This window comes from Micromonospora sp. IBHARD004 (assembly GCF_052814115.1).
Genome location: NZ_CP199934.1, coordinates 4,148,062 through 4,174,832, shown reverse-complemented (window position 1 = coordinate 4,174,832; position 26,771 = coordinate 4,148,062). Strand labels below are relative to the sequence as shown.

Sequence of the window (26,771 nt, the reverse complement as noted above, 5' to 3'; positions counted from 1 at the left end):
GCTTACGGTGTTTTTCGGTTCACCCACACCGTGTCCTGCCCGGAGAGAGGACCCGACCATGCGAGTGCCCAGCCGAAGCCCCGGCCAGCAGCCCGGGCCCGCCGTCGCGTCCACCGCCCCCGTCAGCCGCCTGCCCACGTCGTCCCCGGCCCGCCGGTCCACGCCCGAGGAGCCGGACCTGGCCGCGTACCGGGCCGCGGTGGCGGAGCTGGTCGTCGAGGTGGGCGCCCTGGCGGACGCCCCGTCGACCGCCGCCCGGCAGGTGCTGCTGGACCAACGGCTGCGCGAACCGGCGATCGCCGCGGTGCTCGACGCCACCGCGCAGGGGTTCGTCGGCGCCCGGGAGACGCTGCTGCTGGAGATGGCCCGCTACCAGCCGAACGCCCGCAGCTCCGCCGCCGACCTGACCGCGCTGGTCCGCATCTACCTGCTCTCCCGCATCGACGTGATGTGGTGGCGGGATGCGCCCACCTTCGCGACCGACGCGCAGGTCAACGGCAGCGTCGACCTGGTCGACCTGGAGTGGCTGCGCCGCCGTGGCCTGCTCGGCTTCCGGTACCTGGAGCAGCCGGCCAGCGTCCTCGGCCGGAGCCTGCGCGCGGTACGCCGCCGGCTCCTCCCGGACGCCACCCCGCGTACCGCGGGGCTGATGTTCCGCCGGGCCCGCCGCGAGGTGGTGGCCCTGCTCAACGACATCGCCCGGGAGTTCGCTCTGGCCACCCCGCCCGGCACCCCGCCGCTCTGGGTGACCAGCCTGGCCCGCAGCGCCGAGCACCAGCACCGGCTGCGCCGCCTCGGGTACGCCGCCATGGTGCCCAGCGGGCACTGCCTCGGCTACGCCGCCGACGTGGAGCTGGCCTGGTACCGGCGCTTCGGCGTCCGGGACACCCTGGCCGGGCTGCTGCTGGCCCGGCAGGACGCCGGCGAGATCAACGTGGTCGACGAGGGCCAGGCCTGGCACCTCTGCCTCGCGCCCACCGCCCACCGCCGCCTGCGGCGGGCGTACGAGGCCGAGATGGGGATCTGAGGAGGATGTGCGGCGTCGCGCTCAGCATCGGTCCGGAGGCCGACCCGGCCACCTTCCGCCGGATGCTGGCCGTCCTCGCCCCGCGCGGCGAGGTCACCGAGACGCGGCAGGAGAACGGCCTGCTGGCCGGCGTCCGGCGGCTGCGGGTCGTCGACCGGGACCGCGCGGTGCAGCCCTGGGTCTCGCCGGACCAGCGGTACCTGCTCTGCTACAACGGCGAGGTCTTCAACCACCGTGAGCTGCGCGTGGAGCTGACGCGGCTCGGGTACGCCTTCCGGGGCGAGAGCGACACCGAGGTGGTGCTGGCGGCCTTCCTGCGCTGGGGCGAGGACGCGGTGCGCCGGTTGCGCGGGGAGTACGCCCTCGCCGTCGTGGAGCGGGCCACCGGCCGGGCGTACCTGGCCCGCGACCCGCTCGGGGTGAAGCCGCTCTACTGGGCCCGCGGCCCGGGCTGCCTGCACCTCTCCTCCGAGGTCAAGGCGCTGGTCGGGCACGGGGCGCCGATCAGCGAGGTGCCGCCCGGGCACCACGGCTGGGCCGAGCCGGACGGCCCGGTCCGGCTGCACCCGCACGTCGACCTGCTGACGCTGGGCGTGGGGCTGCCGGTGATCGACGACCCGGACGAGGCCGCCCTGCTCGTTCGGGTCGCGCTCACCGACAGCATCCGGATGCGGGTGGACACCGACCTGACCGTGGGCGTGGTCCTCTCCGGCGGGCTGGACAGCTCGCTGGCGCTGCTGCACGCCCACCGGATGCACCCGGACTGCGTGGCGATCACCGTCGGCGTTCCGGACAGCCCCGACGTGGCGTACGCCCGGCGGTTCGCCGCCGACCTCGGCGTGCCGCACGAGGTGGTCGAGCTGCGGCCGCGCGACATCCGGCTGGCCGACGTCCGGGAGGCGATCCGGATCTCCGAGCTGACCGAGTACGGCGACATCATCAACGCCGTGGTCTCGGTGCCGATCTTCCGCCGGCTGCGCGAGCTGGGGGTGAAGGTGGTGCTCACCGGGGACGGGTCGGACGAGCTGTTCGGCGGTTACCCGATGTACCACCGGGTCGGCCCGGAACGGTCCCGCCGGCTCGTCCTGCACAGGATCCGCAACCTCTGTCGTACGGAGTTGCAGCGGGTCGACCGGACCAGCATGCACCACGGGGTGGAGGCTCGGGTGCCCTTCCTCGACCTGAGCGTGGTGGAGCTGGCCATGCGGCTGCCGCTGGAGCTGAAGATGCGCGACGGGCAGGAGAAATGGATCGTCCGGCGGGCGTTCGCCGACGTGCTGCCCGACTACGTCCGACGGCGGCCGAAGAGCCCGATGTCGTACTCGTCCGGGCTGCACGAGCGGGCCCGGCTGTACAAGCCGCTCTTCGCCCGGCTGCACCGGTCGTTCGGCTACGACCTGCTCGAACCCGTTAGACGGGACTTCGACAGCGTGCTCACCCGCTGCGGCAACGACCTGGACCGGGCGATCGCCGACGGGCTGGCCCGCCCCGACTACACCGTGCTGGAACACGCCCGGGACCTGGTCGGCGCGGCGAGGTGGAACGCCGCGCCGGTGGTCCGCCGGCTGGTCGGCCCGCGCCGGACCCGGGGCGGCGACGAGGCACCGCTGCCGGGCTGAGTCCTGGAACCCTGCGCTTGACTCTGACACCGGGTCAGGGCCCACCGTGGGGGGACCGTGTTCCCCATCGGGGAGTTCGCCGGACTCGGCCGGGTGTCGGTCCGGATGCTGCGGCACTACGACGGCATCGGGCCGTCGCGGCAGCCCGTCCGTGCCGGTCGGTGACGCGAGGTCCGATCGCCGCCAGCATCCCCGCCCCGACCGGGCGAGGGTGGGGCCATGACGACAGCCACCCACACCACCTTCCTCGTCCGCCCCCTACCGGCCGGAGCGCTGGCCGCCGTCCGGCAGACCGGCCGCGACGCGGCGGGGCAGCCGGTGGAGCGGTGCACCGCCGAGGGCGGGGAGCCGCTGCGCTGCTGCCTGCGCGACGCGACCCCGGGCGAGCCGCTGCTGCTCTTCGGCTACGCGCCGCCACCGGCGGCCGGGCCGTACCGGGAGGTGGGGCCGATCTTCGCCCACGACGCGGACTGCCCGGGCGCGGATCCCGCCGGCGGCTACCCGGCGCAGTGGCGGGGGCGTCCGCAGGTGCTGCGGGCGTACGACCGGCGGGGGCGCATCCACGGCGGCCGGCTGCACGACGGCGACGACCCGGAGGCGGTCATCGCCGAACTCCTCGCCGACCCGGCGGTGGTCGCGCTGCACAGCCGCAACGTGGCCTACGGCTGCTACATGTTCACGATCGAGCGGGCCGGCGACCGAGCCACCCCGCCGGGGGCGTGACCGGGGGCGGCTCGGGTATCAGCCCCGCATGGCGGGACTGGACGCGATCGCGGTCGGGCAGGTGGCGCGGGACCTCGTGCTGCTGGTGGACGAGGTCCCGGACGCCTCCCGGACGGCCCCGGTGCGGTGTCGACGGGAGCTGCTCGGCGGCAAGGGCGCCAACCAGGCCGTCGGCCTCGCCCAGCTCGGCGCGCGCGTCGGCCTGCTCGGGGTGGTGGGGCTGGACGAGGTCGGGGACCGGCTGCTCGGCCGGGCGCGCAGCGACGGCATCGACGTCGCCCCGGTGCTCCGCCGGGAGGGCACGCCGAGCGCGCTCATCGTCGACGTGGTGGACGCCCACGGCCGCTGGCGCTACCTGGAGGACATCCCCGAGGAGACCCTGCTGACCGAGGCGGACGTGGCCGGCGCGGAGGACGTGGTGCGGGCGGCCCGGGCGGTGCTCGTACAGCTGCAGCAGCCGTTGCCGGCGGCGCTGGCGGCGGCGCGGTGCGCCCGGGCGGCCGACCGGCTGGTGCTGCTGGACGGCGCGCCGGACGACCCGGACGGCGCGGCGGAGCTGCTCGCCCTCGCCGACGTGCTGCGCGCCGACGCGCGGGAGGTCGGCCTGATCGTCGGCGACCCGCCGCGGGACGCCGACGCCGGCCTGCGGGCCGGCCGGCAGCTGCTCGGGCGGGGGCCGTCGCTGGTGGCCGTCGAGGTGGCGGGGGAGGGGAACGCCTTCGTCTGGCCGGGCGGGGAGCTGTTCGTGCCGCTCAGCGAGACGCCCACGGTGGACAGCACCGGCGCCGGCGACGCGTTCGTCGCCGCGCTCACCGTCGGCCTGCTCCGCGGCGAGCCGCCCGAGCGCACCGCCCGGTACGCGGTCGCGGCGGCCGGCGCCACGGTGGGCCATCCCGGCGGCCGGCCGGCCCTCACTCCGGCGGCGATCGAGGAGCAGCTGGCCCGCATCCCGGCGTCCTGACGGCCGGCCCGCCGGCACGGCTGCGCCGGGACGGCGAGGCAGGCGAGCGGCCGGTGGGGCGATGGACAACCGTCTCTGCCTGCCCTAGCGTCGCCGGTATGCGGAGGAGGACTCTGATCGCCGCAGGCGGCGTCCTGCTGCTCGAAGTCACCGCGTGCACGCGTCCGCCGACCCCGGCGCCGCCCCCGGCCGCGGCCGGGACGCCGACGGCCTCCCGGCAGGACCCGGGCCAGGTCGAGCGGACCCTGGCCAGCCTGCGCAAGGTCGACGACCTGCCGCTGTACGAGATGACCTACGCCGGCGACTACGACCCGACGGTCGGCATGTCCGCGCCGTCCACGGCGAGCCCCTTGGGCTGTTCGCTCTTCGCCGCCCTCGGCGACCGTGGCCGGCCGTTGTTCGCCCGCAACTTCGACTGGGAGCCCAACCCCGCCCTGGTGCTACGGACCGACCCGCCGGACGGCTACGCCTCGATCTCCCTGGTGGACATCTCCTACCTCGGGGTGGGCTCCGACCCGGCCGGCGATCGCCGGCTGCTCAACGCGCCGCTGCTGCCCTTCGACGGTATGAACGAGCGCGGACTCGCCGTGGGACTGGCCGCCGACGACCGGGCGATCGCGCGGCCGGTGCCGGGCCGGCCCACCGTCGGTTCGGTACGCATCCTGCGCCTCGTGCTGGACAACGCCGCCACGGTGGACGAGGCGATCGGCGTCTTCGATCGCTACAACCTGGACTTCGCCGGCGGTCCGCCGCTGCACTACCTGCTCGCCGACGCCACCGGCGCGTCCGCCGTGGTCGAGTTCGTCGACGGGGCCATGCGGGCCCACCGGGGCCGGGGCGCCTGGCAGGCACTGACCAACGTGCCGGTGGTGGGCGTGTCCGAGCAGGTGCTGCGGCAGGACCACCGGTACGGGGTGATCGCCGCCGCGCTGGACCGGACCGGCGGCGTGGCGGACGGACCCGCCGCGCTGAAGATCCTCGACGTCGTCCGGCAGCCGCACACCCGCTGGTCGGTGACGTACGCGCTGCGGGCCGGCGAGGTGCGGCTGGTCACCGCGACCGGTGACGGCGAGCGGCGCTACCAGTTGCCGATGAGCTGACGGGAGAGGGCCCGGCCCCCGTGTGCGGGGACCGGGCCCGAGTGTGGTGGAGACCGTCAGTCCCGGTAGTCGGGCTGGGTCTGCACGTTCAGCCGGGTGTAGTGCCTCGTCTCCGCGCCCGGGATGGACGCCTGGTCGATCTCCAGCACGTCCAGACCCTTCTGGATGTCGCTGGAGAAGATGTTGCCGTTGTAGTAGTACGACGACCAGGCGCCGCCGAGGACCAGACGGGTGTCGGAGATCGGTCCCCGCTCCCAGTAGCCGATCTCCCGCGGGGCCGACGAGTCGGTGAAGTCCCAGACGGAGATGCCGCCCTGGTACCAGGCCTGGACCATGATGTCGCGCCCGGGCACCGGGATCAGCGAGCCGTTGTGGGCCACGCAGTTCTCGGTGCTGGAGTTGTCCCGGGGGATCTTGAAGTAGCTGCGGAACACCATCGTCCGGGCGTCACCGCTGCCGGTGACGTCGTAGATGGCGTCCGCGCCGCGGTTCGGCCCGACGGCCGTGTTGCAGGTCGCCGCGCCACCGCCGCCCAGCTCATCGGTGAAGATGACCTTGGTGCCGGTGTTGTTGAACGTGGCCGAGTGCCAGAAGGCGAAGTTGACCGTGTCCCGGACCTGGTTGATCACCCGGGGCGCCTCCCGGTCGGAGATGTCCATCAGGATGCCGTCACCCATGCAGGCGCCGGCGGCCAGGTCCTGCTGCGGGTACGCCGTGATGTCGTGGCAGCCGGTGGTCGCGGAGCCGCCCGGGCGGCCCGGGTACCCGCCGTCCGGGAAGAGGTTCGGCGTGGCCACCACCGCCGCGTCGGTGGGCGTCTCAAGCGGCACCTTGACGATGGAGATGGAGTCGTGCGGTGGCTGGCAGTCGGGGAAGGCCGACGCCGGGCTGTACGAGGAGACGTACAGGTAGACGGACAGGCCGTCCTTCGCGGGCACGAGGGTGTGCGTGTGCGAGCCGCAGTCCGTCTCGACGGCCTTGATGTAGCGCGGGTTGGTCTTGTCGCTGATGTCGAAGACCTTGATGCCCTCCCAGGACTCCTTGACCGCCGCCGACTGCGAGACGCTGCTGCAGGAGTCGTCGCTGCGCGAGGAGTCGGTGGAGAGGAAGAGCAGGTCACCGTAGACGGAGACGTCGTTCTGGGACCCCGGGCAGAGCACCTGCGACATGATCTTCGGGTTCGACGCGTTCGCGATGTTGTAGATCGTGAACCCGTTGTAGTTGCCGACATACGCGAACGGCCCCTGGAAGGCCATGTCGGTGCCGAAGGCGCTCTCGGTGTCGAACGGCGCCTGCTTCGGCAGGCTGGCGATCTGCCGGATGTTCGGGCTGCTGGAGATCTGGTCGACGCCGAGCCCGGTGGTGTCCACCGTGGCGGGTTCGGCGCTGAGCCGTGGCGTCGCCTGAGCGCCCGGGGCGGCGGCGACGCTGGCGAGAAGGAGGCCGGTGGCGGCGAGGCTCACGATCCGGAGTCGACGGGATGGGGAAGTACGGAATCTGATCATCGGCGAGACCCTTCGAAAGGGGATGATGATTGTCCACACCTTACCGGCGAACGACCGACCTCAATGTGAGCTGGGTCACATCATATGTGTTTTGCCGATGGATGCGATCGGTGCGACCTCGACCGGGAGAAGACACGCATGACCGATCGGCGTGGACGGACCATCATGGCCGTCACAGTCGCGGCGGCGTTGTATGTGGAGCTTTCTCTGGAGCTGAATCGCCGCGGCATCAGGTCCGCTGTCAGGGGGCGCACGCGCCGTCGTGGCCAATGAGGAGCGGGGACCTGAACTTCGACGGCGGACCGTCGCTGATATACCTGATCGCCGACGACGCCACCGGCGCGTCGGCCCTGGTCGAGCGCATCGACGGCCCGCATGCGGGTCGACCGGGGATCGGTGGCTGGCGGGCGCACACCCGGGCCCGGCCCCGCCAGGGGCCGGGCCCGGGTGTGCCCTCCGGTCAGTCCCGGTACTCGAACTGAGTCTGCACGTTGAGCTGGGTGAAGTGCCTCGTCTTTGCGCCGGGGATCGACTGATCGTCGATCTCCAGCACGTCCAGGCCCTTCTGGTCGCTGGAGTAGATGTGTCCGTTGTAGTAGTACGCCGACCAGGTGCCGCCGAAGGTCAGCTGGTCGGCGTTGATCGGACCGCGCTCCCAGTAGCCGATCTCCTTCGGCTTTGCCGAGTCGGTGAAGTCCCAGACCGAGACGCCGCCCTGGTACCAGGACTGGACCATGATGTCGCGGCCGGGCACGGGGATCAGCGAGCCGTTGTGGGCGACGCAGTTCTCCGTGTCGGCGTTCTCCCGAGGGATCTTGTAGTAGCTGCGGAACACCAGCGAGCGGTCGCCACCGCTGCCGGTGACGTCGTAGATGGCGTCCGCGCCCTTGTCCGGCCCGACCTTCTTGTTGCAGGTCGCCGCGCCGCCACCGCCGAGTTCGTCGGTGAAGACGACCTTGGTGCCGCTGTTGTTGAAGGTCGCCGAGTGCCAGAAGGCGAAGTTCTTCGTGTCGCGCACCCGGTCGGTCACCCGGGGGGCCTCCCGGTTGGAGATGTCCATCAGGATGCCGTCGCCCATGCAGGCACCCGCCGCCAGGTCCTTCGCCGGGTAGGCGGTGATGTCGTGGCAACCGCTGGTCGCCGTGCCGTTGCCGCTGCCCTTGTATCCGCCGTCGGGGAAGAGGTTCGGCGTGGCCACCACCGCGGCGTCGGTCGGGGCGCCCAGCGGCACCTTGACGATGGAGATGGAGTCGTGCGGCGGCTGGCAGTCGGGGAAAGTGTCCGACGGGAAGTACGACGACACGTACAGGTAGACCGAGGTGCCGTCCTTGGCCGGGACGAGGGTGTGGGTGTGCGAACCGCAGTTGGTCTCGACCGCCTTGACGTAGCGTGGGCTGGTCTTGTCGCTGATGTCGAAGACCTTGATGCCCTCCCAGGACTCCTTGATGGTCGCGGACTGCGCGACGCTGTTGCAGGAGTCGTTGCTGCGCGAGGAGTCGGTGGAGAGGAAGAGCAGGTTGCCGTAGACCGAGATGTCGTTCTGCGACCCGGGGCAGAGCACCTGCGACACGATGGCCGGCGCGCTGGGACGGGCGATGTCGTAGACCACGAAGCCGTTGTAGTTGCCGACGAAGGCGTAGTTGCCCTGGAAGGCGATGTCGCTGTTGGTGGCGTTCAGCGGGGCCTGCTTCGGCAGGTTGGCGATCTGCCGCAGGTTGGGACTGCTGGCGATCTCGTCGACGCCGGGGATGGTGTTCGCGGCGTCCCCAGTGGTGCCTGACGCTGGCTGCGTTACCACCTGGGCATTGGTCGGTGGGGCGACCATGACACTGGCGATCAGGAGACCGGCCGCGGCCAGGCTCACGACTTGGAACCGCCGTGTTCGTGGCGTGGAGAATTTGATCATCGGCGAGCCCTTCGCAAGGGGGAGGACGACTGTCCACACCTTACTGTCCCCTGAGGTCGGTAGATGTGATCTGAGTCACATGTCGGCGCCTCGGTCAATGGATACCATCGCGGTGACCTCGACCTCAGGGAGTGGCTCATGACCAACCGGCGCGCCCGGACCCTGGCGATCGTCACACTGGCACTTGCGCTGCCGGTGGTGATCCTGATCGTGGTCCGCTTCGGCGGGTCAGGCTCCGCACGACCCGTCTCCGCCCCGGCCACCGCCGCCCCGGCGGGCACGCCCGCCCCGACCGGCCCCGCAGTCATCGTGCCCGGGCGGCCGGGTGAGTCGGCGGCCGTACGGGCGGCCGAGGAGATCGGCGACGTCGCTCCGGCCCCGCACAACTCGATGGACGTCTGGTTCGTGCGGATGATGATCCCGCATCACGCGCAGGCCCTGGAGATGGCCGCGCTGGCCCCCGACCGGGCCGCCGACCCCGACGTCCGCGCCCTGGCCGACCGGATCCGGGCCAGCCAGGGGCCGGAGATCGACATGATGCGCGGCTGGCTGCAGAACCGCGGCCTCTCGCTAGAGGTGGCGGGGCACGACCACGGCACGATGCGCGGCATGCAGTCGCCGGAGGCGATGCGCCAGCTCGCCGCCGCCCGGGGCGCCGAGTTCGACCGGCTCTTCGTGCGGATGATGACCGAGCACCACCAGGGTGCCGTCGAGATGGCCACCAATCTGCTCAAGGTCGGCTCGGATCTCACCCTGTCGGAGTTCGCCAACTCCGTCGCCACCGAACAGGCCGTGGAGATCAACCGCATGCACGAGCTGCTGGCCCGCTGACCGCCACATGACCACCAGTCCACGACGGACCGGGCGAATGGCAGCGGTTGTTGATTCCGCCGAGCCGCGACCCCAGCTCGACTACTACCTGATCCTCTCGCCCGCCGACGGCCGTCCGTTCAATCCGGAGGGGATCGTCATCGAGGAGTTCGTCCGAGACCGCCACTGCGTGACGGTGGGCCTGCACAATGCAGGATGGACGCCGGCGGACGGCCGCTGGTGGAGTTCCGCTTCGTTCAGCCGCGGTATGCGTACCGACCCGGAGCTGTCCGGGCGGGTGACGCCGGTCGGCCGCGGCGCCGCCGAGGCGGCCTACCGGCGGCTCGGCGGGGGACGGCTGCCCGCCGAAGCCGTACTGCGTACCTACTTCCGTGACTACGAACCGTTTGCGATCGCGCCGCCGCTCCGGCTCGGCCCGGCGGACGCACCGGACGGATTCCACGAGAAGCGGGTCTACCGCGTCCTGTTCGCCAAGGATCCTTGTGCGGACCAACTGGCGAACCTCACTGCCGTGTGGCGGACGCCGGCCGACGGAGAGCTCTCCGATCCGGCGGCATGGGGGTTGCCCACCGGCCGACTGCGCGTAGGCGGCGACCTCTTCGCCTGGAATCTCCGCAGGATCGGCCGGAACCTCGCCTGGTGCCTCGATCTGACCGCCTCGCTGGCGACCGACGCCGACGACGCCGTCGGGCCGGTGCTGTACGAGCTGACCTCCGTCCTGCGCCAGCAAGGGCTGATTCCCGTGACGACCGAACGGTTCGCCTGACGGCTCAGCCCTTCCCTACCGAAACCTCCCGTCCTGCCGGAGTACTTCGCATGCCCGCACCACGCGAGCCGCACTATCGGCGAATCATCGCCGACATCAGGGAACGCATCGCTTCGGGCGAGTGGCCTCCCGGACACAAGCTGCCCTCGACCAAGGCGCTTGCCAAGCTGTACGAGGTCGGCAGCCAGTCGACGGTCCGCCAGGCCATCACGATCCTCATCGAGACCGGCGAGCTCTACGGTCACCAGGGGGCTCGGCGTCTTCGTCGCCGAGCGTTCCTCGTGAGGACCCGACGGCGAGGGGAACGACGACCGCCGGCGTGTGACTGCACGCCGGCCTGGGTCACGCTGGCCGTCTGCGACGGGCGGTCCGGGCTGGCCTCGGGTACCGCCCACCTGCTGGCCCACCTGAGACGGGCGACCGCCCCGTTGCTGCCGGAGCTGGTCGGCGACACGGAGATCCGGGTCGCGCTGAGTTCCCGGGTGGAGGCCGATGCCCTCGGCCGGGCACTGTGCGACTGGGCGGCTGGCGCGGACGACGGCTGGACAGTGACCATCACCGGGTCGGGTTGGCCCGCCCCCGGCCGGGCCACGTTGCACCAGGTGCGCGGGCGGTTCGCCGCGGAATGGATCGCCTGGTCGGTCGCCGTGGCCGCCGGCTTCGAAAACGGTCCGACGGTAAGCATCGACGAGTGGGACGCCCCGTACGCTGGGTGACCGTGAACCGCACGATCTTCGGTCGTCCGCTGCGCGGCGTCGCGTTCGACGTCGCCGTCTCCGGCCTGGTGGCGCTCTTCGCCGTCGCCGGCGTGGTCACCCAGCCGGGCGGCTGGAAGGCGACCGGCGTCGGCCTCGCGATGGCGGTGGCGCTGCTGTTCCGGCGGTCGCACCCGACACCGGTGGCGGCCGTGGTGGGCGCGCTCGCGCTCACCCAGGTGATCGTCGGCTGGGGCCCGCTGGGCTACGACATCGCCGTGCTGATCGCCCTCTACAGCGTGGTGAAGTACGCCGACCGGCTGCGCGACGGCATCCTCGCCGGTGCGGTCGCCGCCGTCGGGGTGGTGCTCGCCGCGCTCCAGGTGCGCGGGGCGGCGGCCTGGTGGGCGAGCGCGATCTACTTCGGGCTGATCACCGGCGCGGTCTGGCTGGTCGGGCTCAACGTGCGGACCCGCCGGCTCTACGTGCTGACGCTCGAGGAGCGGGCCGCCACCCTGGAACGCGAGCGGGAGGCGGAGGCCCGGGCGGCGGTGGCCGAGGAGCGCACCCGGATCGCCCGGGAGCTGCACGACGTGGTCGCGCACAGCATGGCGGTGATGATCGTGCAGGCCGACGGCGCCCGCTTCACCATCGACCGGGACCCGGCCACCGCCCGGGAGGCGGTCAAGGTGGTCGCCGACACCGGCCGGCAGGCGCTGGAGGAGATGCGGCGGCTGGTGGGCGTACTACGGGAGCCGAGCCGGCCGGAGCCGGTGGCCGCGCCCGGGATGGCGGGTGAGCCCGGCGGTGGCGGGTTGTCGGCGGAGCCGGCGCACCGCCGGCCCGCGCTGGTCGAGCTGCCCGAGCTGCTGGACCGCTTCCGCGCCGCCGGGCTGCGGATCGCCTGGACCGTGACCGGCGAGCCGCCGGCGCTGCCGCCCGGCCTGGAGCTGACCGTGTACCGGGTGGTGCAGGAGGCGCTGACCAACGCGCTCAAGCACGCCGGGGTGGGCGCGTCCGTCGAGCTGGACCTCGGGTACTCCGACGACGCCGTGCTGGTCCGCGCCGTCGACGACGGGCGCGGCCGGCCGGTGGTCCGGCCGGCGCCGTCCGGCGGGCACGGCCTGGTCGGCATGCGCGAGCGGGTCAGCGTGTACGACGGCAGCCTCACCGCCGGGCCGAGGCTGGCCGGGGGCTGGCGGGTCGAGGCGCGGCTGCCGCTACCGTCGGCCGCCGAGGGGGTGGCGGCATGACGGTCCGAGTGGTGATCGTGGACGACCAGGCGCTGGTGCGCGCCGGGTTCAGGATGGTGCTGGACTCCCAGCCCGACCTGGCGGTGGTCGGCGAGGCGATCGACGGCGCCGACGCGCTGCGGGTGCTCGACCGGGTCGAGGCGGACGTGGTGGTGATGGACATCCGGATGCCGACCATGGACGGGGTGGAGGCGACCCGACGGATCTGCGCCGGGCGGCCGCCGGGGCGGCCCCGGGTGCTGGTGCTCACCACCTTCGACACCGAGGCCGACGCGTTCGCCGCCCTGCAGGCCGGGGCGAGCGGTTTCCTGCTCAAGAACGTCCCGCCGGAGGAGCTGCTGGCCGCGATCCGGGTGGTGGCCGAGGGCGACTCGGTGGTGGCGCCGTCGATCACCCGGCGGCTGCTCGACCGGTTCGCCGGTCAGCTCGGTCCCGGCCCGACCGAGGATCCCCGGCTGGCCCAGCTCACCGAGCGGGAACGGGAGGTGCTGCTGCTCGTCGCGCAGGGCCTGTCCAACGCGGAGATCGCCGCCCGGGTGCACGTCGCCGAGGCGACCGTGAAGACCCACGTGGGCCGGATCCTGGCGAAGCTCCAGCTCCGCGACCGGGTGCAGGCGGTGGTGCTGGCGTACGAGAGCGGGCTGGTCACCCCCGGCGGCTGAGCGCGCGTACGACCTGGGTCGCACGGGTCCACCCGGTCGGGCGACCCGGGGCGCACCCAGGTCGAGCGCGCAGGTGGAGATCAACTGACCGGTGCCGCGCATAGCGTCGGAAGGGTCAGATCCACCGCCGCCACGCCGGCCGGGGGGCGGTGACCCGATGTTCCGCCTGACCCTGCGCCAGGTACGCGCCGACGGGCTGCGTCTGCTGCTCTCCTCGCTGGCCGTCCTCCTGGGCGTCGCCTTCGTCGCCGGCACGCTGATCTTCACCGACGGCATGCGGGCCGCCGCCTACGACCGCGCCGGCACCTTCGACCGGCACACCGACCTCGCCGTGTACGCCGGGGAGACGCCCCTGCCGCCCGCCCTGGTCGACCGGGTGCGGGCCGTCGACGGGGTGGCCGCCGCCGACGGCGAGCTGACCGGCTCCGCCGGCGGTGCTGGTGCCGGCGCTGGTCCGGGTGCTGGGCTGGCCGGTCCGGCGACTGCTCGGCGCGACCGCCGAGCTCGCCGTCGCCAACGCGGTCCGCAACCCGCGCCGGATCGCCGCGACCGCCACCGCGCTGGTCATCGGCATCGGTCTGGTGTCGGCGTTCGTGGTCGGGGCGGGCAGCGCCAAGGCCGGCATCGAACGCGCGGTCGACGCCGAGATCGGCGTGGACTTCCTGGTCACCGGGATCGGTGCGGTCCTGCCGGCGCCGCTGGCCGGGGAGCTGGCCGCCCGCCCGGAGCTGGGCATCGTGCATGAGCAGCGCAGCCGCGTCGTCGGCGGCGTCGAGGTGCGCTCGGCGTACCCCGCCCTGGTCGGCCGGACCCTGACCGCCGTGGACGCCGGCGACGTCGGCCGGCTCGGCCCGGGGACCGTGCTGGCGCACCGGGAGTTGGCCACGGCGCGGGGCTGGACGGTCGGCTCGACCGTGACGCGGAGTGACGCCGGCCCCCGCAACGGCAACGCTCCGGCCCGCGGTAGCGGGCCGGAGCGTGGTCGCCTCAGCTCAGGTGGTGCCCTCGGCCGGCGGGTTCGGCGGGGTGCTCTCCGTCGTCGGCGGCGGGTTCGGCGGGGTGCTCTCCGTCGTCGGCGGCGGGTCGGGCGGGGTGCTCGCCGTGGTCGGCGGCGGGTCGACGGGCGCGGAGCTCGACGGGCTGCCCGACGGTGCCGGGTCGCCGGTCGCGCTCGGCACCGCGCTCGGCGTCGCCGAGGGCGAGACGGACGGCCGCGTGCCCGGGCCGACCGTGCGGTAGGTCCGGCCGTTCTGGTCGGTGGGCGTGACCTCGTTGCCCACGGGCTCCTCGCCGGCGCCCCCACTGGGCGCGGCCCCGGGCGACATGGGCGGGATGGTGGTGGCCGGGTTGTTGTCGACCGACTTCGCCGCACCGAGCGCCGCACCGAGGGCGGCCAGCGCCAGCAGCACGGCGGCGAGCGCGCCGACCAGGGTGCCGCGTCGGCCCCGGCGGCCCGCCGCGGGGACCGTGGCCAGCGGCGCCGCGGCCGTCAGGTCGTCCCGGGTGTTGGTCGGGCCGGCCGGCCGGCGCAGCGCGACCGGCACCATCGCGGTGGGCGACTCGGAGGCCGCGGCGCGGGCCGCCGCCGCCATCTCGGCGCCGGTCGGAAAACGGTCGGCCGGGTCCTTCGCCAGCGCCCGGGCGACCAGCTCGCGGACCGGCTCCGGGATGTCGGGCGACAGCTCCGGCGGCGCGTCGTCGAGATGGCGCACGGCGACCTGGAGCGGATTGTCGCCGGTGAACGGCGGACCGCCGGTCAGGCAGCAGTACGTGACCGCGCCGAGCGCGTAGATGTCGGTGGCGCCGGAGACCGGGCGGCCGGCGGCCTGCTCGGGAGCCATGTAGAGGGCGGTGCCGGGCACCGCGTTGGTGCTGGTGATGCTGGTGACGTTGGTCGACCGGGCCACGCCGAAGTCGACCAGCACCACGCTGCCGTTGTCCTGCACCAGCAGGTTGCTCGGCTTGACGTCCCGGTGCACGATGCCGCGGGCGTGCGCCGCGTGCAGGGACTGGGCCACCTGCGCCACGATCGACATCGTCTCGGCGACCTCGAGCTGCCCGGCGGCCTCGATCCGGCGGGAGAGCGGCTCGCCCTCGACGAACTCCATGACCAGGTAGTCGGCGCGGCTGCCGTCGGGAAGGTCGTCCGTGCCGGAGTCGAAGACCTGCACGATGCCGGGGTTGCGCAGCGAGGCCATGATCCGGGCCTCGGCCCGGAACCGGGCGATGAAGTCGGGGTCGGACACCAGCGCCGGAAGCAGGACCTTCACTGCGACCTGACGGCCCAGCACCTGGTCCGTGGCACGCCAGACGTCGCCCATGCCGCCGGTGGCGACACGTTCGTCCAGGCGGTACCGACCGCTGAGTACGACTTCCGATGACAACACCCCAATACCGTACCCAGCGGGGCGGCGGAGTATTTCCCGCGACTTCTCCGGTCGGTGACGGCGGCCGGCCCGAGGTCGATCCGCCGAACGGTCAGCGACACCAGCGCCGTTTGGCCAACCGCGACGACGCCGGTACGCTCCGGCCCGGAAAAGGCACCGCTGGGGTCGTATGTCCGTTTTTACGGCCCCTCGTTCACTGTTTCACCCCCTGATCCGGGCGTCGGAGCGTCGAAAGGGCATCCTCCGTTACGCCGACTCGCCGTGTCTGGCCGTAGATAAATCTCACTATTTCCCCGCTGGAGGGCGGCTTGTCCCGCCAGCGATCCACTCCTAGCGTTAGCCCGGCTCCGGGCCGCACCATCGCGCCGGTACGGTATGTCCGCCGACGGCCGTGCTTCACGGCGTTGTCCATACGTGCCGTCCGCCGCTCCGGCGTCGGGCGCGATCGGGTCAGCGGGGGGCTGATGGTGCGGGTGGTGGTCCGGTCACCGGACAGGGCGGGCGTCGGCCACGCCGGACCCGACACGGGCCGGCCCGCGGATTCGGGACGGCGGGTACATGACCGGTGAGCTGAGCGAGGCGGTCGTCGCCGCGCAGGCGGGGGACGAGGAAGCGTTCCGCTTCCTCTACCGCAGCCTGCAACCCGGCCTGCTGCGCTATCTCACCGCGCTGGTCGGCGCGGACGCCGAGGACGTCGCCTCGGAAACCTGGTTGCAGATCTCCCGTGACCTGCCGAGCTTCACCGGCGGCGAGTTCCGGGCCTGGACCGTGACGATCGCCCGTAACCGCGCCATGGACCACCTGCGCCGGCAGCGCCGCCGGCCGTCGCTGCCGGTGCCCGTGCAGGCGCTCAGCGAGCTGGCCGGGGACGCGGACACCGCCGAGCGGGCCGGCGAGACCATCGGCACCGAGGCGGCGCTCGCGCTGATCGCCACCCTGCCGCCCCGGGAAGCCGAGGCGGTGCTGCTCCGGGCGGTGATCGGGCTCGACGCGGAGACCGCCGGGCGGGTCCTCGGCCGGCGCCCGGGCGCCGTCCGCACCGCCGCCCACCGGGGGCTGCGCCGGCTCGCCGCCCTGCTCGAACGGGGCGAGCCGGGGCAGTCCTCGGGCGGGGACGGGAATCCGAGCCCGCCCCGCCCCCGTACCGGCCGGGGACGGCAGGCGCCCAGCGCGCCGTACGCCGAGCCCGCGGACGGATGACGTGAGGGGATTCCGAATGAGCTTTCGCCGGTCCGACGGACCCGCCGACCGGGCGGAGTCCGAGCGTCTCCTCGACACGGCCCGGGACGGCCGACCTCCGGCGGCAGCCGCCGACCCGCTGCGGCACCTGCTCGCCGCCGCGGCGGCCCCGGCGAACCCGGGCGAGCTGTCCGGGGAGGAACAGGCCCTGGCCGCGTTCCGGGCGGCCCGCGCGGCACCCGCGCCCGCGCCGGCGCGGGCACCCCGACGACGGCGGCTGCGGGCCGGCGCCGTGGCCTGGGTCGCCGGGCTCGCCACCACCGCCACCGCCGGCGTCGCCTTCGCCGCGGTCAGCCTCGACGCTCCCGAGGAGCCCACGCCCCCACCCGCATCCACCACGCCGGGCAGCTCCGGCGGCGACAGCTCGCCGTCGCCCACCCGGGGCGCCGACCCGACCGGCAGTGACCCGGGCGCTTCCGGCGCCGCCCCGTCCGGGGCACCCGGCACCATCGGCGCGGGGCCGGGCCGATCGGCGGGTACGGCGAAGCTGGCCGGGCTCTGCCGGGCCTACCTGGCCAGGTCGGCCGCGCAGCGCGCCCAGGCGCTGGAGACGCCGGCCTACGCCGACCTGGTCACCGCCGCCGGCGGCGCCGAGCGGGTCGAGGACTACTGCCTGCGGCTGGTGCCGGAGGCGAGCCCGACCTCCTCGCCCAGCCCCCGTGCCGCCCGGTCCACCCGGCCCACCCCCGCCGCCCCGACCGGGAAGCCGAGCACCGACACCGACGGCTGAGCCGGGGATCCGGACAAAAATTCATCTCCACGGGCGCGCGGATTCCGTCTGCTAGACAGAAGATGGTGGGACCGCGGGTGCACCCGCCGACGACGGTCGGTGACAGCGCGGTCGACGCAGCGGTCGGGACCCGCATGGAGAAGGGAGCCGTCTCTTGGTGATGTCATCGGAGCTGGACCGGACCACCGTCCTGGGGGACACGGCCGGGGCGGCCGGACACATCGCCAGGATCTGCTTCAAGACCGGCCCACCCAGGCTCACCGGCGTCGAACTGGAATGGACCGTGCACGACGCGGCGGACCCGGCCCGCCCCGTCGACCGTGAACGACTGCGCCGGGCGTTGGGGCGGCACAGCCCCGACACCATCGGCGGGACGAGCCCCGCCGAGCCGCTCCCCGGTGGCGGCATTGTGACCGTGGAACCGGGCGGGCAGGTGGAGATCTCCGCCCCGCCGCAATCGTCGATCGCCGCGCTGACCGCGGCCACCGAGACCGACATCGCCGCGCTGACCGCCGTGCTGAACGCCGCCGGCCTGGTCCTGGGCCACACCGGCATCGACCCTTGGCGGCCCCCGCGCCCGGTCGTGGAAACCCCTCGCTACCAGGCCATGCGCTGCGTCTTCGACCAGCGTGGACCGGCCGGTCGGACCATGATGTACAGCACCGCCGGGCTGCAGGTCTGCCTGGACGCCGGCGAGCCGGAGCGGCTGGCCGAGCGGTGGGCGGCGGTGCACGCGGTGGGCCCGCCGCTGCTGGCCGCCTTCGCCACCGCGGACCGGCACGCGGGCCGGCATACCGGCTGGGCCTCGGCCCGGATGGCCGCCTGGCTGGCCATCGACCCGGCCCGGACCCGACCGGTCTGGTCCCCGGCCCGGCCCGACCGGGACCCGGTCGCGGCCTGGATCGAGTACGTCCTCGCCGCGCCGCTGCTCTGCGTGCGCGACGACGGTCCGGACTGGACCCCGCCGACCGGGGTCACCTTCGCCGACTGGCTCGCCGGGGCGCTGCCCCGGCCACCCACCACCGACGACCTGGAATACCACGTCAGCACGCTCTTCCCACCGGTACGCCCCCGCGGCTACCTGGAGGTCCGCTACCTGGACGCCCAGCCCGGTCGGGAGTGGACGCTGCCGCTCGCGGTGCTGGCCGCCCTGCTCGCCGAGCCGGCCACCACCCGGACCGCGCTGACCGTCGCCGCCCCGGTGGCGGACCGCTGGCACGCCGCCGCCCGGTACGGCCTCGCCGACCGGCCGCTGGCCGCGGCGGCGGCGGCCCTGTTCGACCTGGCCCTGACCGCCCTGCCGGGGCTGGACCTGCCGGCGGGGACGCGCGAGGAGACGAGCCGAGGAATCCGGCGGCGCCGCGCCGTCGCGGAGAGGGGGCACCGGTGACGACGACCGAGCGGCCGGGCACGGAGGCGGAGCGGCTGCGCAGCCGGATCGCGGTGGAACTGGAGCGGACCCGGGCCCGCACCGCCCTGCTCACCGAGGCGGTGGACGACGACGACCTGATGCGGCAGCATTCGCCGCTGATGTCCCCGCTGGTCTGGGACCTCGCCCATGTCGGCAACCAGGAGGAGCTCTGGCTGGTCCGCGACGTCGGCGGTCGCCCACCCGTCCGTCAGGACATCGACGACCTGTACGACGCCTTCAAACAGCCCCGCAAGGACCGGCCGTCGCTGCCGCTGCTGCCGCCGGCCGAGGCGCGGGCGTACGTGGGCACCGTCCGGGACAAGGTCTACGACCTGCTCGACGGCATCCGCTTCACCGACCGCGGGCTGGTGGCCGACGGGTTCGCGTTCGGGATGATCGTGCAGCACGAGCAGCAGCACGACGAGACCATGCTCGCCACCCACCAGCTGCGCTCGGGGCCGCCGGTGCTGGACGCGCCGCCGCCGCCGGAGCCGCGGGCCCGGGTGGCCGGGGAGGTGCTGGTGCCGGCCGGCCCGTTCACCATGGGCACCTCCATCGACCCGTGGGCGCTGGACAACGAGCGTCCCGCGCACACCGTCGAGCTGCCCGCGTACGTCATCGACGCCGCGCCGGTCACCAACGGCCGGTACCGCGAGTTCATCGCCGACGGCGGGTACGACGAGCCGCGCTGGTGGAGCGAGGCGGGCTGGCGGCACCGCACCGAGGCGGGGCTGACCGCGCCGATGCACTGGCGGCGCGACGGCGACGGCTGGGCGTACCGGCGGTTCGGCCGGTGGTCGCCGGTCCGCGACGACGAGCCGGTGGTGCACGTCTGCTTCTTCGAGGCGGCGGCGTACGCGGCCTGGGCCGGCCGGCGGCTGCCCACCGAGGCCGAGTGGGAGAAGGCGGCCCGCTGGGACCCGGCCACCGGCCGCTCCGGCCGCTACCCGTGGGGCGACGAGGACCCCACCGCCGAGCACGCCAACCTGGGGCAGCGGCACCTGTGGCCGGCGCCGGTGGGCGCCTACCCGGCGGGGGCGTCGCCGCTCGGCGTGCACCAGCTGATCGGTGACGTCTGGGAGTGGACCTCGACGACGTTCCGGGGGCACCCGGGCTTCGCCGCGTTCCCGTACCGCGAGTACTCGGAGGTCTTCTTCGGCGACGACTACCGGGTGCTGCGGGGCGGGTCGTTCGGCACCGACAAGGCGGCCTGCCGGGGCACCTTCCGCAACTGGGACTACCCGATCCGGCGGCAGATCTTCAGCGGGTTCCGCTGCGCCCGCGACGCCCGGCCCGAGGAGGCGCACGCGTGAGGGAGCGGAGCGAGCGAACCATCCGGCTCAGCAGCGCGGCGCCTCGCGCCGCCGCGGAGCGGAGCGAGGTGGCGGTGTGAGCGCGAGGAGTGAGCCGGTCTTGCGAGCCCCGCAGTCGCGAACTGAGGTGGCGGCGTGAGCGCGAGGAGTGAGCCGGTCTTGCGAGCCCCGCAGTCGCGAACTGAGGTGGCGGCGTGAGCGGCGGTGCCGCCTGATGTGTCGTCACCTCGCGTACCTGGGACCGCCGGTCAGCCTGCGGACCCTGCTGTACGACCCGCCGTACTCGCTGCTGCGGCAGTCCTGGGCGCCGCGGGACATGCGCGGCGGCGGCACGATCAACGCGGACGGCTTCGGCGTCGGCTGGTACCCGGGCGAGGGCGACCCGGTCCGCTACCGGCGGGCCCAGCCGCTCTGGGGTGACACGACGCTGCCGGAGCTGGCCGCTCTCACGGTCAGCGGCGCGGTGCTCGCCGCCGTCCGCTCGGCCACCGTCGGGATGCCGGTGCAGGAGAGCGCCGCCGCGCCCTTCGCCGAGGGGCGCTGGCTGTTCAGCCACAACGGGGTGGTCCGGGGCTGGCCGGACGCGATGGTCCCGCTCGCCGCCGAGCTGCCGGTACGCGACCTGCTCACCCTGGACGCGCCGACCGACGCCGCGCTGGTGTGGGCGCTGGTGCGGCACCGGCTGCGGGCCGGGGAGGAGCCGGCCGCCGCGGTGGCCGACACCGTGGCGGCGGTCGCGACGGCCGCCCCCGGCTCCCGGCTGAACCTGTTGCTGACCGACGGCCGGACGGTGGTGGCCAGCGCCGCCGGGCACGCGCTGTCGGTCCGGACCGCCGGGGATTCGGTGCTGCTGGCCTCCGAACCCCTCGACGACGACCCCGACTGGCGCCCGGTGCCGGACGGGCAGCTGGTGGTGGCCACCCGGGCCGGGGTGCGGACCCGCGCCCTGGCGGGCGGGTGACGCCGGAGTTTTTTCGCGGGTGGGACAGGGACGTTCGCCAACGGAAGGGACACCTCATGAGCGCGGAGCCACTGGAGATCTACCTGGGGGAGCAGGACCTCGACCGCGGCCTGCGGGAGGACGTCCGGTTCGGGCTGACCGCCGAGCCGAAGTGGCTGCCACCGAAGTGGTTCTACGACGCCCGGGGCAGCGAACTCTTCGAGGAGATCACCCGGCTGCCGGAGTACTACCCGACCCGGGCCGAACGAGCAGTGCTGGCCGAGCGGGCCGGCGAGATCGCCGAGCTGACCGGCGCGAAGACGCTGATCGAGCTGGGGTCCGGCTCGTCGGAGAAGACCCGGCTGCTGCTGGACGCCTTCACCCGCCGCGGTGGGCTGGGCACCTTCGTGCCGCTGGACGTCTCGACCAGCGCCCTGCGGCAGTCCACCGAGGAGATCGCCGCCGACTATCCGGGGCTGCGGGTACGCGGGATCGTCGGCGACTTCACCCGGCAGCTGGACCGGCTGCCCACCGGCGGCCGGCGGCTGGTGGTCTTCCTCGGCGGGACGATCGGCAACCTGCTGCCGGTCGAGCGGGCGGAGTTCCTGACCGCGATGCGCGCCGCGCTGGAGGCCGGCGACTGGCTGCTGATCGGCACCGACCTGGTCAAGGACCCGGCGGTGATCGTGCCGGCGTACGACGACGCGGCCGGGGTGACCGCCGAGTTCAACCGCAACGTGCTGCGGGTGATCAATCGGGAGCTGGGGGCGGACTTCGACCCGGAGGCCTTCACCCACGTGGCGGCCTGGGTGCCGGAGCGGGAGTGGATCGAGATGCGCCTGCGCGCCGAGCGCCCGATGCGGGTGCGGGTGCTCGACCTGGACGTCGAGTTCGCCGCCGGGGAGGAGCTGCGGACCGAGGTCTCGGCGAAGTTCCGGCCCGAGGGGATCGCGGCCGAGCTGACCGCCGCCGGGTTCACCCCGGAGGCCTTCTGGACCGACCCGGACGGCCTCTTCGGCGTCACGCTCGCCCGGGCCGACTGAGGGCCGGGCCGGGCGGCGCGGGCCGGAGGCCGCCGCGGGTGACCCTGTTCACCCGCGGCGGCCCGCGCCGGGCGGGGTGGGCTACGCTGGCCGACGCGAAGGGGAGTAGCCCCCAATGTCGTGGTCGACATACTGATGCGTTCCGCATCCGGCCACGCGGCCCCGGTCCCCGGGGCGGGCGAGACCTTCGACTCAGGCTGTCGCAGCCGGGTCGAGGGCGCCCCTGTACCTCCTCCCGGCTTGATCGGGAAGGTTCACATGGACGGTTTCCTCGTCGCGCTGGTGATCAGCTTCGGCGTCATCTTCGTCGCCGAGCTGGGTGACAAGTCCCAGCTCATGGCCCTGACGTTCGCCACGCGGTTCAAGCCGATGCCCGTGCTGATCGGCATCACCGTCGCCACCGCGATCGTGCACCTCGCGTCGGTCGCGATCGGGTACGGCCTCAACGCCGCCCTGCCCACCGGCTGGATCTCGCTGATCGCGGGTCTGGCCTTCCTCGCCTTCGGCGCGTGGACCCTGCGGGGGGACAAGCTCACCGAGGAGGAGAAGCGCAAGGCCGAGAAGACCGGCAAGTCGGCGATCGTCGCCGTCGGTGTCGCGTTCTTTCTGGCCGAGCTGGGCGACAAGACCATGCTGGCCACCATCACCCTGGCCACCAAGTACGGCTGGTTCGGCACCTGGCTCGGCTCCACGCTCGGGATGGTGGCCGCCGACGCGCTGGCCATCCTGGTCGGCCGGCTCCTCGGCCGGCACCTGCCGGAGAAGGCCATCCGGTACGGCGCCGCGGTGCTCTTCGCCATCTGCGGCCTCTGGCTGATCTTCGAGGCGGTCGCCGAGCTCTCCTGAGCCCTCCGGGCCGGCCGGCCACCCCGCCGGCCGGCCGGTCCCCGCCCACCGACTACTGCTCCCCGGGACGGGTAACGGCTCCGGGTGCGGTGGTCGGAGGTCCTCCACCACGGCGACCAGATCGTGGTCGCCGTGGTGGAGGTCGCCGGCGCGGTGATCATCTTCGTCGGGGCGCTCTGGGCGGCGTTGCGGTTCGTGGTCGTGGGACTCCGGCACCGCGACGCCGCCCTCTTCACCCCGATCCGGCTCTCCCTGGGCCGGTTCCTCGCCCTCGGGCTGGAGTTCCAGCTCGCGGGGGACATCCTGCGTACCGCGGCGTCGCCGACCTTCAACGAGATCGGGCAGCTCGCGGCGATCGCCACCATCCGGACCGCGCTGAACTTCTTCCTCCGCCGGGAGATCGCCCAGGAGCAGCGGCAGGTGGGCCAGGCGGGCGGCGGGCCGCCGCCGTGACCGGCGCGCTGCCGGACCTGACCACCGGGCTGGCCTTCCTCGCCGGGTTCGCCGCGCTGGTCACCACCGGTTCCTGGCGGGCCGCGCTGCGGATCCTGCTGGACCTGCTGGTCGCCGTCGGGTTGCTGCGCCTCTCCCTGGCCGGCGGCTGGTCGGCGCTGGCCGTGGCGGCGGTGGTGGTGGCGCTGCGGCACCTCCTCTGGGCGGCCCTCGCCGCCGGCCCGCCCGGCCCGGCCCCAACATCGCCGCCCCGCTGCGGCGGAGACGATCAACGCTTAGCGTTGGCGGCGAGAGGCGAACACGGAGAAGACCGGAGGACAAGCGCATGAGCAGGCACGACGAGCCCAACGAGTACGGCTTCGCCGGTGACGCCACCGCCCCCGAGCCGCCGGCCGGCGCGCGCCCCGACGAGCAGGACCGGATCGAGGAGATCGCGGTGCCGGCCGACGACTTCACGGAGCCGTTCGCCGACGCGCTGGAGGAGACCGAGGAGACCGAGGAGGAGCGGGCGGCCGAGCGCAAGCGCTGAGCCGCGACGCCCCGCGAGCGGCGCGGACCGGACAGGTACGCCCCCGCCGAGCTGCTCGGCGTAGTGGGCGGTGAGCCGCTCGGTGACCCGCGTGGAAGCTCGGCGTCCGGGCCGCTCATCGAGAAGATCACCGTACGCCGCCCGGGTCCGCCGCACGGCCTCGCCGATCTGCTCTCGGCCGCCCCGGTACGCGTAGCCAGCCAGGCGCTGCCGGCGGTGGCCGGGGTGATCGTCGAGCAGCCCAGCCGGGACGTACCGGCTGCGCGGGTCGTCGAGGAGCACCCGGACCGCTCGCTGGCCTCGTCCACCCCGTGGACCAGGCACCGCTCCGGCCGCGGACCGGGCGCTGGCGGCGTTCCCGGTGGGCGCGCCAGACGGCCCGGGCCGCGCCCATCAGGAGCAGGGCGACGGCGGTGCCCAGCAGGGGCGTGCTGGCCGGTACCGGTCGGTCGGTGATCGGCAGCAGCCCGGCCAGCGTGACCAGGGCGGCGAGCGCGCTGGTGCCGGCCAGATCGCGGGCCTCGCCGGCGCTGCTTCGCGATCCATGGTCTGCCCCCCGCGTCTGATCCGACATTGGGTTGATTTGGTACTTGTGTGCCGGTCTGATCGTCTACATTCGTTGAGTCGTTCACTGAGAAGGATGAGCGCTTTAGATACTGGCACGCGAACTGGGCGTTTTAGGGGGCTTTCGTGCAGTCTTTCCGGATAGCTGGCTCGACGCGAGGGGAGTTGTGATGGAAGTTCGCAGCTACCTGCGCCTGATCCGACGCCACTGGTGGATCGTTCTGGTCACCCTGATGGTGGCGCTGGGTACGGCCGCCCTCGTGACGGTCCGGACCCCACCCCGGTACGTGGCCTCGGTGACCTACTTCGTCACCACGCCCACCCAGGGCGTCACCGACGCCTACCAGGGCGGGCTCTTCCTTCAGCAGCGCGTGAAGTCGTACGCCGACCTGCTCACCAGCGACCGGCTGGCGCAGAGCGTGGTGGCCGAGAACCCGGTCGGTCTCACCGCCGACCAGGTGCAGCGGCGGGTCAGCACCTCCACCGAGGCGGGCACGGTGCTGCTGAAGGCGACGGTCACCGACACCGACCAGACCCGCGCGCTGAAGATCACCGAGACCCTCTCCGCCAAGTTCGTGGAGCTGGTCCAGAAGGTGGAGACGCCGCCGGACGCCACGGCCCCCCCGATCAAGCTGGAGGTGGTCAGCGGACCCCGGGTGAGCTCCAGCCCGGTCTCCCCCCAGCCGGTGCGCAACCTGGTCGTCGGTGGCGTGCTCGGCCTGCTGCTCGGCCTGGCGCTCGCCGTGCTCCGCGGGCTGGCCGACGTGCGGATGCGGGACGCCGCCGCGCTCCAGCGGGTGACCGGCAGCCCGCTGCTGGGAGAGATCCCGTTCGACAGCGACGCCCGGAGCGCCCCGCTGATCGTCGGCGAGGCGGCGAACTCGGCGCGCGCGGAGGCGGTCCGCAAGCTCCGCACCAACCTGCGCTTCGTCGACGTGCACGAACCGGCCCGGGTCATCGCGGTGACCAGCGCCCTCCAGGGCGAGGGCAAGACCACCATGGCCTGCAACACGGCCATCGCGCTGGCCGAGGCGGGCTGGCGGGTGTTGCTCATCGACGCCGACCTGCGCCGGCCCAAGGTCGCCGACTATCTCGGTCTCGACGGCGGCGTCGGCCTCACCGACGTCCTCGTCGGCGACGTCCAGGTCGGCGACGTCGTCCAGCGCTGGGGCGACAAGTCCCTGCTGGTCCTCCCGAGCGGGTCCGCGCCGCCCAACCCGAGCGAGCTGCTCGGCTCCAAGGCGATGGCGGACCTGCTGCTCGCCCTGCGGGAGTCCGCGGACATCGTGGTCATCGACACCGCGCCGCTGCTGGCCGTCACCGACGGGGTGGTGGTGGCGGTGCAGGCCGACGGCGCCCTACTGATCACCCAGCAGGGCCGGACGTCGCGCCGCAAGGTGGCCGCCGCCGCCGCGTCGCTGCACTCGGTCTCGGTCCGGCTGCTCGGCTGCGTGCTGAACATGGCGAAGGTGCCGAAGGCGGACGCCCACCAGTACGAGGCGTACCGGGTGACCGTGCCGCCCGCGCCGTCCGGGCCCGCCGACCCGGCGCCCGCCGCCCCGCGCGGCGAGCACCTCGGGACGGGCCGGGCCAGCGATCCGACTCAGGAACTCACCCGGCTGCCCCGATGAGCGCCAGCACGGGTCTGATCGACTGCTCGATCTCCTCGGCGCAACGCCGGAAGTCCGCCGGCGTACCACCGACCGGGTCACGCAGATCGTCCGCGCCGGGGGCGGCGGGTTGCAGCCGCCCCCGGGCGCGGGCCGCCGCCTCGACCGCCGCCCGCAGCGGTCGGCCGGCCGGGTCCTTCGCCGGTTCCGCCGCGGCGGCCAGCCGGGCGAACTGGCGGAGGGTGAAGGTCCGGTGCAGCACCCCCGGGGCCAGCGCCGTGCAGAGCGAGCGTTGGCGCCGGGTCGCGGTCAGCACCACCGTGGCCGCCGTCAGGTGTTCCGGGCGCAGCTTCCGGGTGCGGAAACCGGTGGGGTCGGCGCCGGTCCCGGCCGCGACGTCGATCGCGTACGGGTGCATGGGCGCCCCGTCGACCGCGTCGGTGCCCGCACTGGCCACCGTGACCGGATGCGCGGCGAGCAGCCGACGCGCGATGTACTCCGCCATCGGTGACCGGCACATGTTGGCGTGGCAGACGAAGAGCACCCCGTCGACCATCTGCACCCCTCTCGTCGGCGCGGTCGCGGGACGGATCGCCGCGACGGCGGTGCTCCGGCCGTCGCGGCCGGACGCAGAGGGGTTGCCGGCATCGTACGGGGT

27 protein-coding genes are annotated in these 26,771 nt (G+C 73.8%); 22 read left to right on the top strand and 5 right to left on the bottom strand.

The features are described 5' to 3' along the window. Nucleotides 1–58 precede the first annotated feature (58 nt). The 5 genes from ACTWO6_RS20370 to ACTWO6_RS20350 all read left to right on the top strand — a co-directional run bounded on the left by ACTWO6_RS20370 (nucleotide 59) and on the right by ACTWO6_RS20350 (nucleotide 5,430). Nucleotides 59–1,027: a hypothetical protein gene (locus tag ACTWO6_RS20370; protein WP_446215414.1), complete on the top strand. Its 969-nt coding sequence runs from the start codon at nucleotides 59–61 to the stop codon at nucleotides 1,025–1,027. Nucleotides 1,028–1,032: 5 nt separating this feature from the next. Then, nucleotides 1,033–2,646 (top strand): asparagine synthetase B family protein, encoded by a 1,614-nt coding sequence (locus ACTWO6_RS20365; RefSeq protein WP_446215413.1) that lies wholly within the window; start codon nucleotides 1,033–1,035, stop codon nucleotides 2,644–2,646. A gap of 219 nt (nucleotides 2,647–2,865) precedes the next feature. Then, nucleotides 2,866–3,369, top strand: a complete 504-nt coding sequence (locus tag ACTWO6_RS20360) for a DUF1203 domain-containing protein (RefSeq protein WP_446215412.1) — start codon at nucleotides 2,866–2,868, stop codon at nucleotides 3,367–3,369. A gap of 28 nt (nucleotides 3,370–3,397) precedes the next feature. Beyond that, nucleotides 3,398–4,330 carry a PfkB family carbohydrate kinase gene (locus ACTWO6_RS20355; protein ID WP_446215411.1) on the top strand — a complete coding sequence of 311 codons (933 nt, stop codon included), beginning with the start codon at nucleotides 3,398–3,400 and terminating at the stop codon, nucleotides 4,328–4,330. 98 nt (nucleotides 4,331–4,428) lie between these two features. Continuing rightward, nucleotides 4,429–5,430: a linear amide C-N hydrolase gene (locus ACTWO6_RS20350; protein WP_446215410.1), complete on the top strand. Its 1,002-nt coding sequence runs from the start codon at nucleotides 4,429–4,431 to the stop codon at nucleotides 5,428–5,430. Nucleotides 5,431–5,486: 56 nt separating this feature from the next. Here ACTWO6_RS20350 and ACTWO6_RS20345 read toward each other — a convergent pair whose 3' ends face one another. Next, the gene (locus ACTWO6_RS20345; protein ID WP_446215409.1) at nucleotides 5,487–6,935 is read right to left on the bottom strand and encodes an LVIVD repeat-containing protein; all 1,449 of its coding nucleotides are present in this window, start codon (nucleotides 6,933–6,935) and stop codon (nucleotides 5,487–5,489) included. A gap of 269 nt (nucleotides 6,936–7,204) precedes the next feature. Here ACTWO6_RS20345 and ACTWO6_RS20340 point away from each other — a divergent pair, with 269 nt between their 5' ends. Next, a complete protein-coding gene (locus ACTWO6_RS20340) occupies nucleotides 7,205–7,417 on the top strand; it encodes a hypothetical protein (protein WP_446215408.1) in 213 nt (70 codons plus the stop codon). Here the strand turns inward: ACTWO6_RS20340 and ACTWO6_RS20335 are convergent. Further along, the gene (locus tag ACTWO6_RS20335) at nucleotides 7,396–8,841 is read right to left on the bottom strand and encodes an LVIVD repeat-containing protein (RefSeq protein ID WP_446215407.1); all 1,446 of its coding nucleotides are present in this window, start codon (nucleotides 8,839–8,841) and stop codon (nucleotides 7,396–7,398) included. The two genes, ACTWO6_RS20340 and ACTWO6_RS20335, sit on opposite strands and share 22 nt — an antisense overlap. Nucleotides 8,842–8,979: 138 nt before the next feature. On the opposite strand from ACTWO6_RS20335, the gene ACTWO6_RS20330 reads away from it, so the two are divergent. From ACTWO6_RS20330 to ACTWO6_RS20310, 5 genes are read left to right on the top strand one after another with little or no spacing between them, the layout of a single operon-like run. Then, nucleotides 8,980–9,672 carry a DUF305 domain-containing protein gene (locus tag ACTWO6_RS20330; RefSeq protein WP_446215406.1) on the top strand — a complete coding sequence of 231 codons (693 nt, stop codon included), beginning with the start codon at nucleotides 8,980–8,982 and terminating at the stop codon, nucleotides 9,670–9,672. A gap of 37 nt (nucleotides 9,673–9,709) precedes the next feature. Further along, on the top strand, nucleotides 9,710–10,438 hold the full coding sequence (locus ACTWO6_RS20325; protein WP_446215405.1) for a hypothetical protein: 729 nt from the start codon (nucleotides 9,710–9,712) through the stop codon (nucleotides 10,436–10,438). Between the two features lie 50 nt (nucleotides 10,439–10,488). Next, nucleotides 10,489–11,154, top strand: a complete 666-nt coding sequence (locus tag ACTWO6_RS20320) for a GntR family transcriptional regulator (RefSeq protein ID WP_446215404.1) — start codon at nucleotides 10,489–10,491, stop codon at nucleotides 11,152–11,154. Further along, nucleotides 11,151–12,386, top strand: coding sequence for a sensor histidine kinase (locus tag ACTWO6_RS20315; RefSeq protein WP_446220708.1), 1,236 nt, complete (start codon nucleotides 11,151–11,153; stop codon nucleotides 12,384–12,386). Before ACTWO6_RS20320 ends, ACTWO6_RS20315 begins: the two co-directional genes overlap by 4 nt. Continuing rightward, nucleotides 12,383–13,048, top strand: a complete 666-nt coding sequence (locus tag ACTWO6_RS20310; protein WP_446215403.1) for a response regulator — start codon at nucleotides 12,383–12,385, stop codon at nucleotides 13,046–13,048. The genes ACTWO6_RS20315 and ACTWO6_RS20310 overlap by 4 nt, the downstream gene beginning before the upstream one ends. 115 nt (nucleotides 13,049–13,163) lie before the next feature. On the opposite strand, the gene ACTWO6_RS20305 is transcribed toward ACTWO6_RS20310, so the two are convergent. Together ACTWO6_RS20305 and ACTWO6_RS20300 are read right to left on the bottom strand one after the other, a co-directional pair. Beyond that, entirely contained in the window at nucleotides 13,164–13,718 is a 555-nt protein-coding gene (locus tag ACTWO6_RS20305; RefSeq protein ID WP_446215402.1) for a hypothetical protein, read from the bottom strand. A gap of 322 nt (nucleotides 13,719–14,040) precedes the next feature. Beyond that, a complete protein-coding gene (locus ACTWO6_RS20300) occupies nucleotides 14,041–15,435 on the bottom strand; it encodes a serine/threonine-protein kinase (protein WP_446215401.1) in 1,395 nt (464 codons plus the stop codon). Nucleotides 15,436–15,993: 558 nt separating this feature from the next. Between ACTWO6_RS20300 and ACTWO6_RS20295 the strand changes: the two genes are divergently transcribed. The 11 genes from ACTWO6_RS20295 to ACTWO6_RS20245 all read left to right on the top strand — a co-directional run bounded on the left by ACTWO6_RS20295 (nucleotide 15,994) and on the right by ACTWO6_RS20245 (nucleotide 26,134). Beyond that, nucleotides 15,994–16,635: an RNA polymerase sigma factor gene (locus ACTWO6_RS20295; protein ID WP_446215400.1), complete on the top strand. Its 642-nt coding sequence runs from the start codon at nucleotides 15,994–15,996 to the stop codon at nucleotides 16,633–16,635. Between the two features lie 16 nt (nucleotides 16,636–16,651). After that, entirely contained in the window at nucleotides 16,652–17,404 is a 753-nt protein-coding gene (locus ACTWO6_RS20290; RefSeq protein ID WP_446215399.1) for a hypothetical protein, read from the top strand. Between the two features lie 154 nt (nucleotides 17,405–17,558). Further along, nucleotides 17,559–18,794 carry an ergothioneine biosynthesis glutamate--cysteine ligase EgtA gene (gene egtA, locus ACTWO6_RS20285; RefSeq protein WP_446215398.1) on the top strand — a complete coding sequence of 412 codons (1,236 nt, stop codon included), beginning with the start codon at nucleotides 17,559–17,561 and terminating at the stop codon, nucleotides 18,792–18,794. Next, nucleotides 18,791–20,128, top strand: coding sequence for an ergothioneine biosynthesis protein EgtB (gene egtB, locus ACTWO6_RS20280; protein ID WP_446215397.1), 1,338 nt, complete (start codon nucleotides 18,791–18,793; stop codon nucleotides 20,126–20,128). The genes egtA and egtB overlap by 4 nt, the downstream gene beginning before the upstream one ends. Nucleotides 20,129–20,342: 214 nt before the next feature. Beyond that, nucleotides 20,343–21,089, top strand: coding sequence for an ergothioneine biosynthesis protein EgtC (gene egtC, locus ACTWO6_RS20275; RefSeq protein ID WP_446215396.1), 747 nt, complete (start codon nucleotides 20,343–20,345; stop codon nucleotides 21,087–21,089). A gap of 56 nt (nucleotides 21,090–21,145) precedes the next feature. Continuing rightward, on the top strand, nucleotides 21,146–22,111 hold the full coding sequence (gene egtD, locus ACTWO6_RS20270; protein WP_446215395.1) for an L-histidine N(alpha)-methyltransferase: 966 nt from the start codon (nucleotides 21,146–21,148) through the stop codon (nucleotides 22,109–22,111). Nucleotides 22,112–22,369: 258 nt separating this feature from the next. Continuing rightward, nucleotides 22,370–22,957: a TMEM165/GDT1 family protein gene (locus ACTWO6_RS20265; protein WP_130337048.1), complete on the top strand. Its 588-nt coding sequence runs from the start codon at nucleotides 22,370–22,372 to the stop codon at nucleotides 22,955–22,957. A gap of 84 nt (nucleotides 22,958–23,041) precedes the next feature. Continuing rightward, nucleotides 23,042–23,410 carry a DUF1622 domain-containing protein gene (locus ACTWO6_RS20260; protein ID WP_446215394.1) on the top strand — a complete coding sequence of 123 codons (369 nt, stop codon included), beginning with the start codon at nucleotides 23,042–23,044 and terminating at the stop codon, nucleotides 23,408–23,410. Next, on the top strand, nucleotides 23,407–23,739 hold the full coding sequence (locus ACTWO6_RS20255; RefSeq protein WP_446215393.1) for a hypothetical protein: 333 nt from the start codon (nucleotides 23,407–23,409) through the stop codon (nucleotides 23,737–23,739). Before ACTWO6_RS20260 ends, ACTWO6_RS20255 begins: the two co-directional genes overlap by 4 nt. After that, entirely contained in the window at nucleotides 23,736–23,939 is a 204-nt protein-coding gene (locus tag ACTWO6_RS20250; RefSeq protein WP_446215392.1) for a hypothetical protein, read from the top strand. The genes ACTWO6_RS20255 and ACTWO6_RS20250 overlap by 4 nt, the downstream gene beginning before the upstream one ends. Nucleotides 23,940–24,673: 734 nt before the next feature. Beyond that, on the top strand, nucleotides 24,674–26,134 hold the full coding sequence (locus tag ACTWO6_RS20245; protein WP_446215391.1) for a polysaccharide biosynthesis tyrosine autokinase: 1,461 nt from the start codon (nucleotides 24,674–24,676) through the stop codon (nucleotides 26,132–26,134). Here ACTWO6_RS20245 and ACTWO6_RS20240 read toward each other — a convergent pair. Next, a complete protein-coding gene (locus tag ACTWO6_RS20240) occupies nucleotides 26,115–26,669 on the bottom strand; it encodes an arsenate reductase/protein-tyrosine-phosphatase family protein (protein WP_446220707.1) in 555 nt (184 codons plus the stop codon). The genes ACTWO6_RS20245 and ACTWO6_RS20240 overlap by 20 nt on opposite strands. Nucleotides 26,670–26,771 lie beyond the last annotated feature (102 nt).

What these genes read in the sequence shown, in the direction of transcription:
- ACTWO6_RS20290 (WP_446215399.1), top strand. Translation starts at nt 16,652, where the DNA reads ATGAGCTTTCGCCGGTCCGACGGACCCGCCGACCGGGCGGAGTCCGAG.
- ACTWO6_RS20250 (WP_446215392.1), top strand. Translation starts at nt 23,736, where the DNA reads ATGAGCAGGCACGACGAGCCCAACGAGTACGGCTTCGCCGGTGACGCC.
- ACTWO6_RS20295 (WP_446215400.1), top strand. Translation starts at nt 15,994, where the DNA reads ATGACCGGTGAGCTGAGCGAGGCGGTCGTCGCCGCGCAGGCGGGGGAC.
- egtC (WP_446215396.1), top strand. Translation starts at nt 20,343, where the DNA reads ATGTGTCGTCACCTCGCGTACCTGGGACCGCCGGTCAGCCTGCGGACC.
- ACTWO6_RS20330 (WP_446215406.1), top strand. Translation starts at nt 8,980, where the DNA reads ATGACCAACCGGCGCGCCCGGACCCTGGCGATCGTCACACTGGCACTT.
- ACTWO6_RS20370 (WP_446215414.1), top strand. Translation starts at nt 59, where the DNA reads ATGCGAGTGCCCAGCCGAAGCCCCGGCCAGCAGCCCGGGCCCGCCGTC.
- ACTWO6_RS20360 (WP_446215412.1), top strand. Translation starts at nt 2,866, where the DNA reads ATGACGACAGCCACCCACACCACCTTCCTCGTCCGCCCCCTACCGGCC.
- ACTWO6_RS20350 (WP_446215410.1), top strand. Translation starts at nt 4,429, where the DNA reads ATGCGGAGGAGGACTCTGATCGCCGCAGGCGGCGTCCTGCTGCTCGAA.
- ACTWO6_RS20355 (WP_446215411.1), top strand. Translation starts at nt 3,398, where the DNA reads ATGGCGGGACTGGACGCGATCGCGGTCGGGCAGGTGGCGCGGGACCTC.
- ACTWO6_RS20325 (WP_446215405.1), top strand. Translation starts at nt 9,710, where the DNA reads ATGGCAGCGGTTGTTGATTCCGCCGAGCCGCGACCCCAGCTCGACTAC.
- egtD (WP_446215395.1), top strand. Translation starts at nt 21,146, where the DNA reads ATGAGCGCGGAGCCACTGGAGATCTACCTGGGGGAGCAGGACCTCGAC.
- ACTWO6_RS20245 (WP_446215391.1), top strand. Translation starts at nt 24,674, where the DNA reads ATGGAAGTTCGCAGCTACCTGCGCCTGATCCGACGCCACTGGTGGATC.
- ACTWO6_RS20340 (WP_446215408.1), top strand. Translation starts at nt 7,205, where the DNA reads ATGAGGAGCGGGGACCTGAACTTCGACGGCGGACCGTCGCTGATATAC.
- ACTWO6_RS20335 (WP_446215407.1), bottom strand. Translation starts at nt 8,841, where the DNA reads ATGATCAAATTCTCCACGCCACGAACACGGCGGTTCCAAGTCGTGAGC.
- ACTWO6_RS20310 (WP_446215403.1), top strand. Translation starts at nt 12,383, where the DNA reads ATGACGGTCCGAGTGGTGATCGTGGACGACCAGGCGCTGGTGCGCGCC.
- ACTWO6_RS20265 (WP_130337048.1), top strand. Translation starts at nt 22,370, where the DNA reads ATGGACGGTTTCCTCGTCGCGCTGGTGATCAGCTTCGGCGTCATCTTC.
- ACTWO6_RS20320 (WP_446215404.1), top strand. Translation starts at nt 10,489, where the DNA reads ATGCCCGCACCACGCGAGCCGCACTATCGGCGAATCATCGCCGACATC.
- ACTWO6_RS20365 (WP_446215413.1), top strand. Translation starts at nt 1,033, where the DNA reads ATGTGCGGCGTCGCGCTCAGCATCGGTCCGGAGGCCGACCCGGCCACC.
- ACTWO6_RS20345 (WP_446215409.1), bottom strand. Translation starts at nt 6,935, where the DNA reads ATGATCAGATTCCGTACTTCCCCATCCCGTCGACTCCGGATCGTGAGC.
- ACTWO6_RS20240 (WP_446220707.1), bottom strand. Translation starts at nt 26,669, where the DNA reads ATGGTCGACGGGGTGCTCTTCGTCTGCCACGCCAACATGTGCCGGTCA.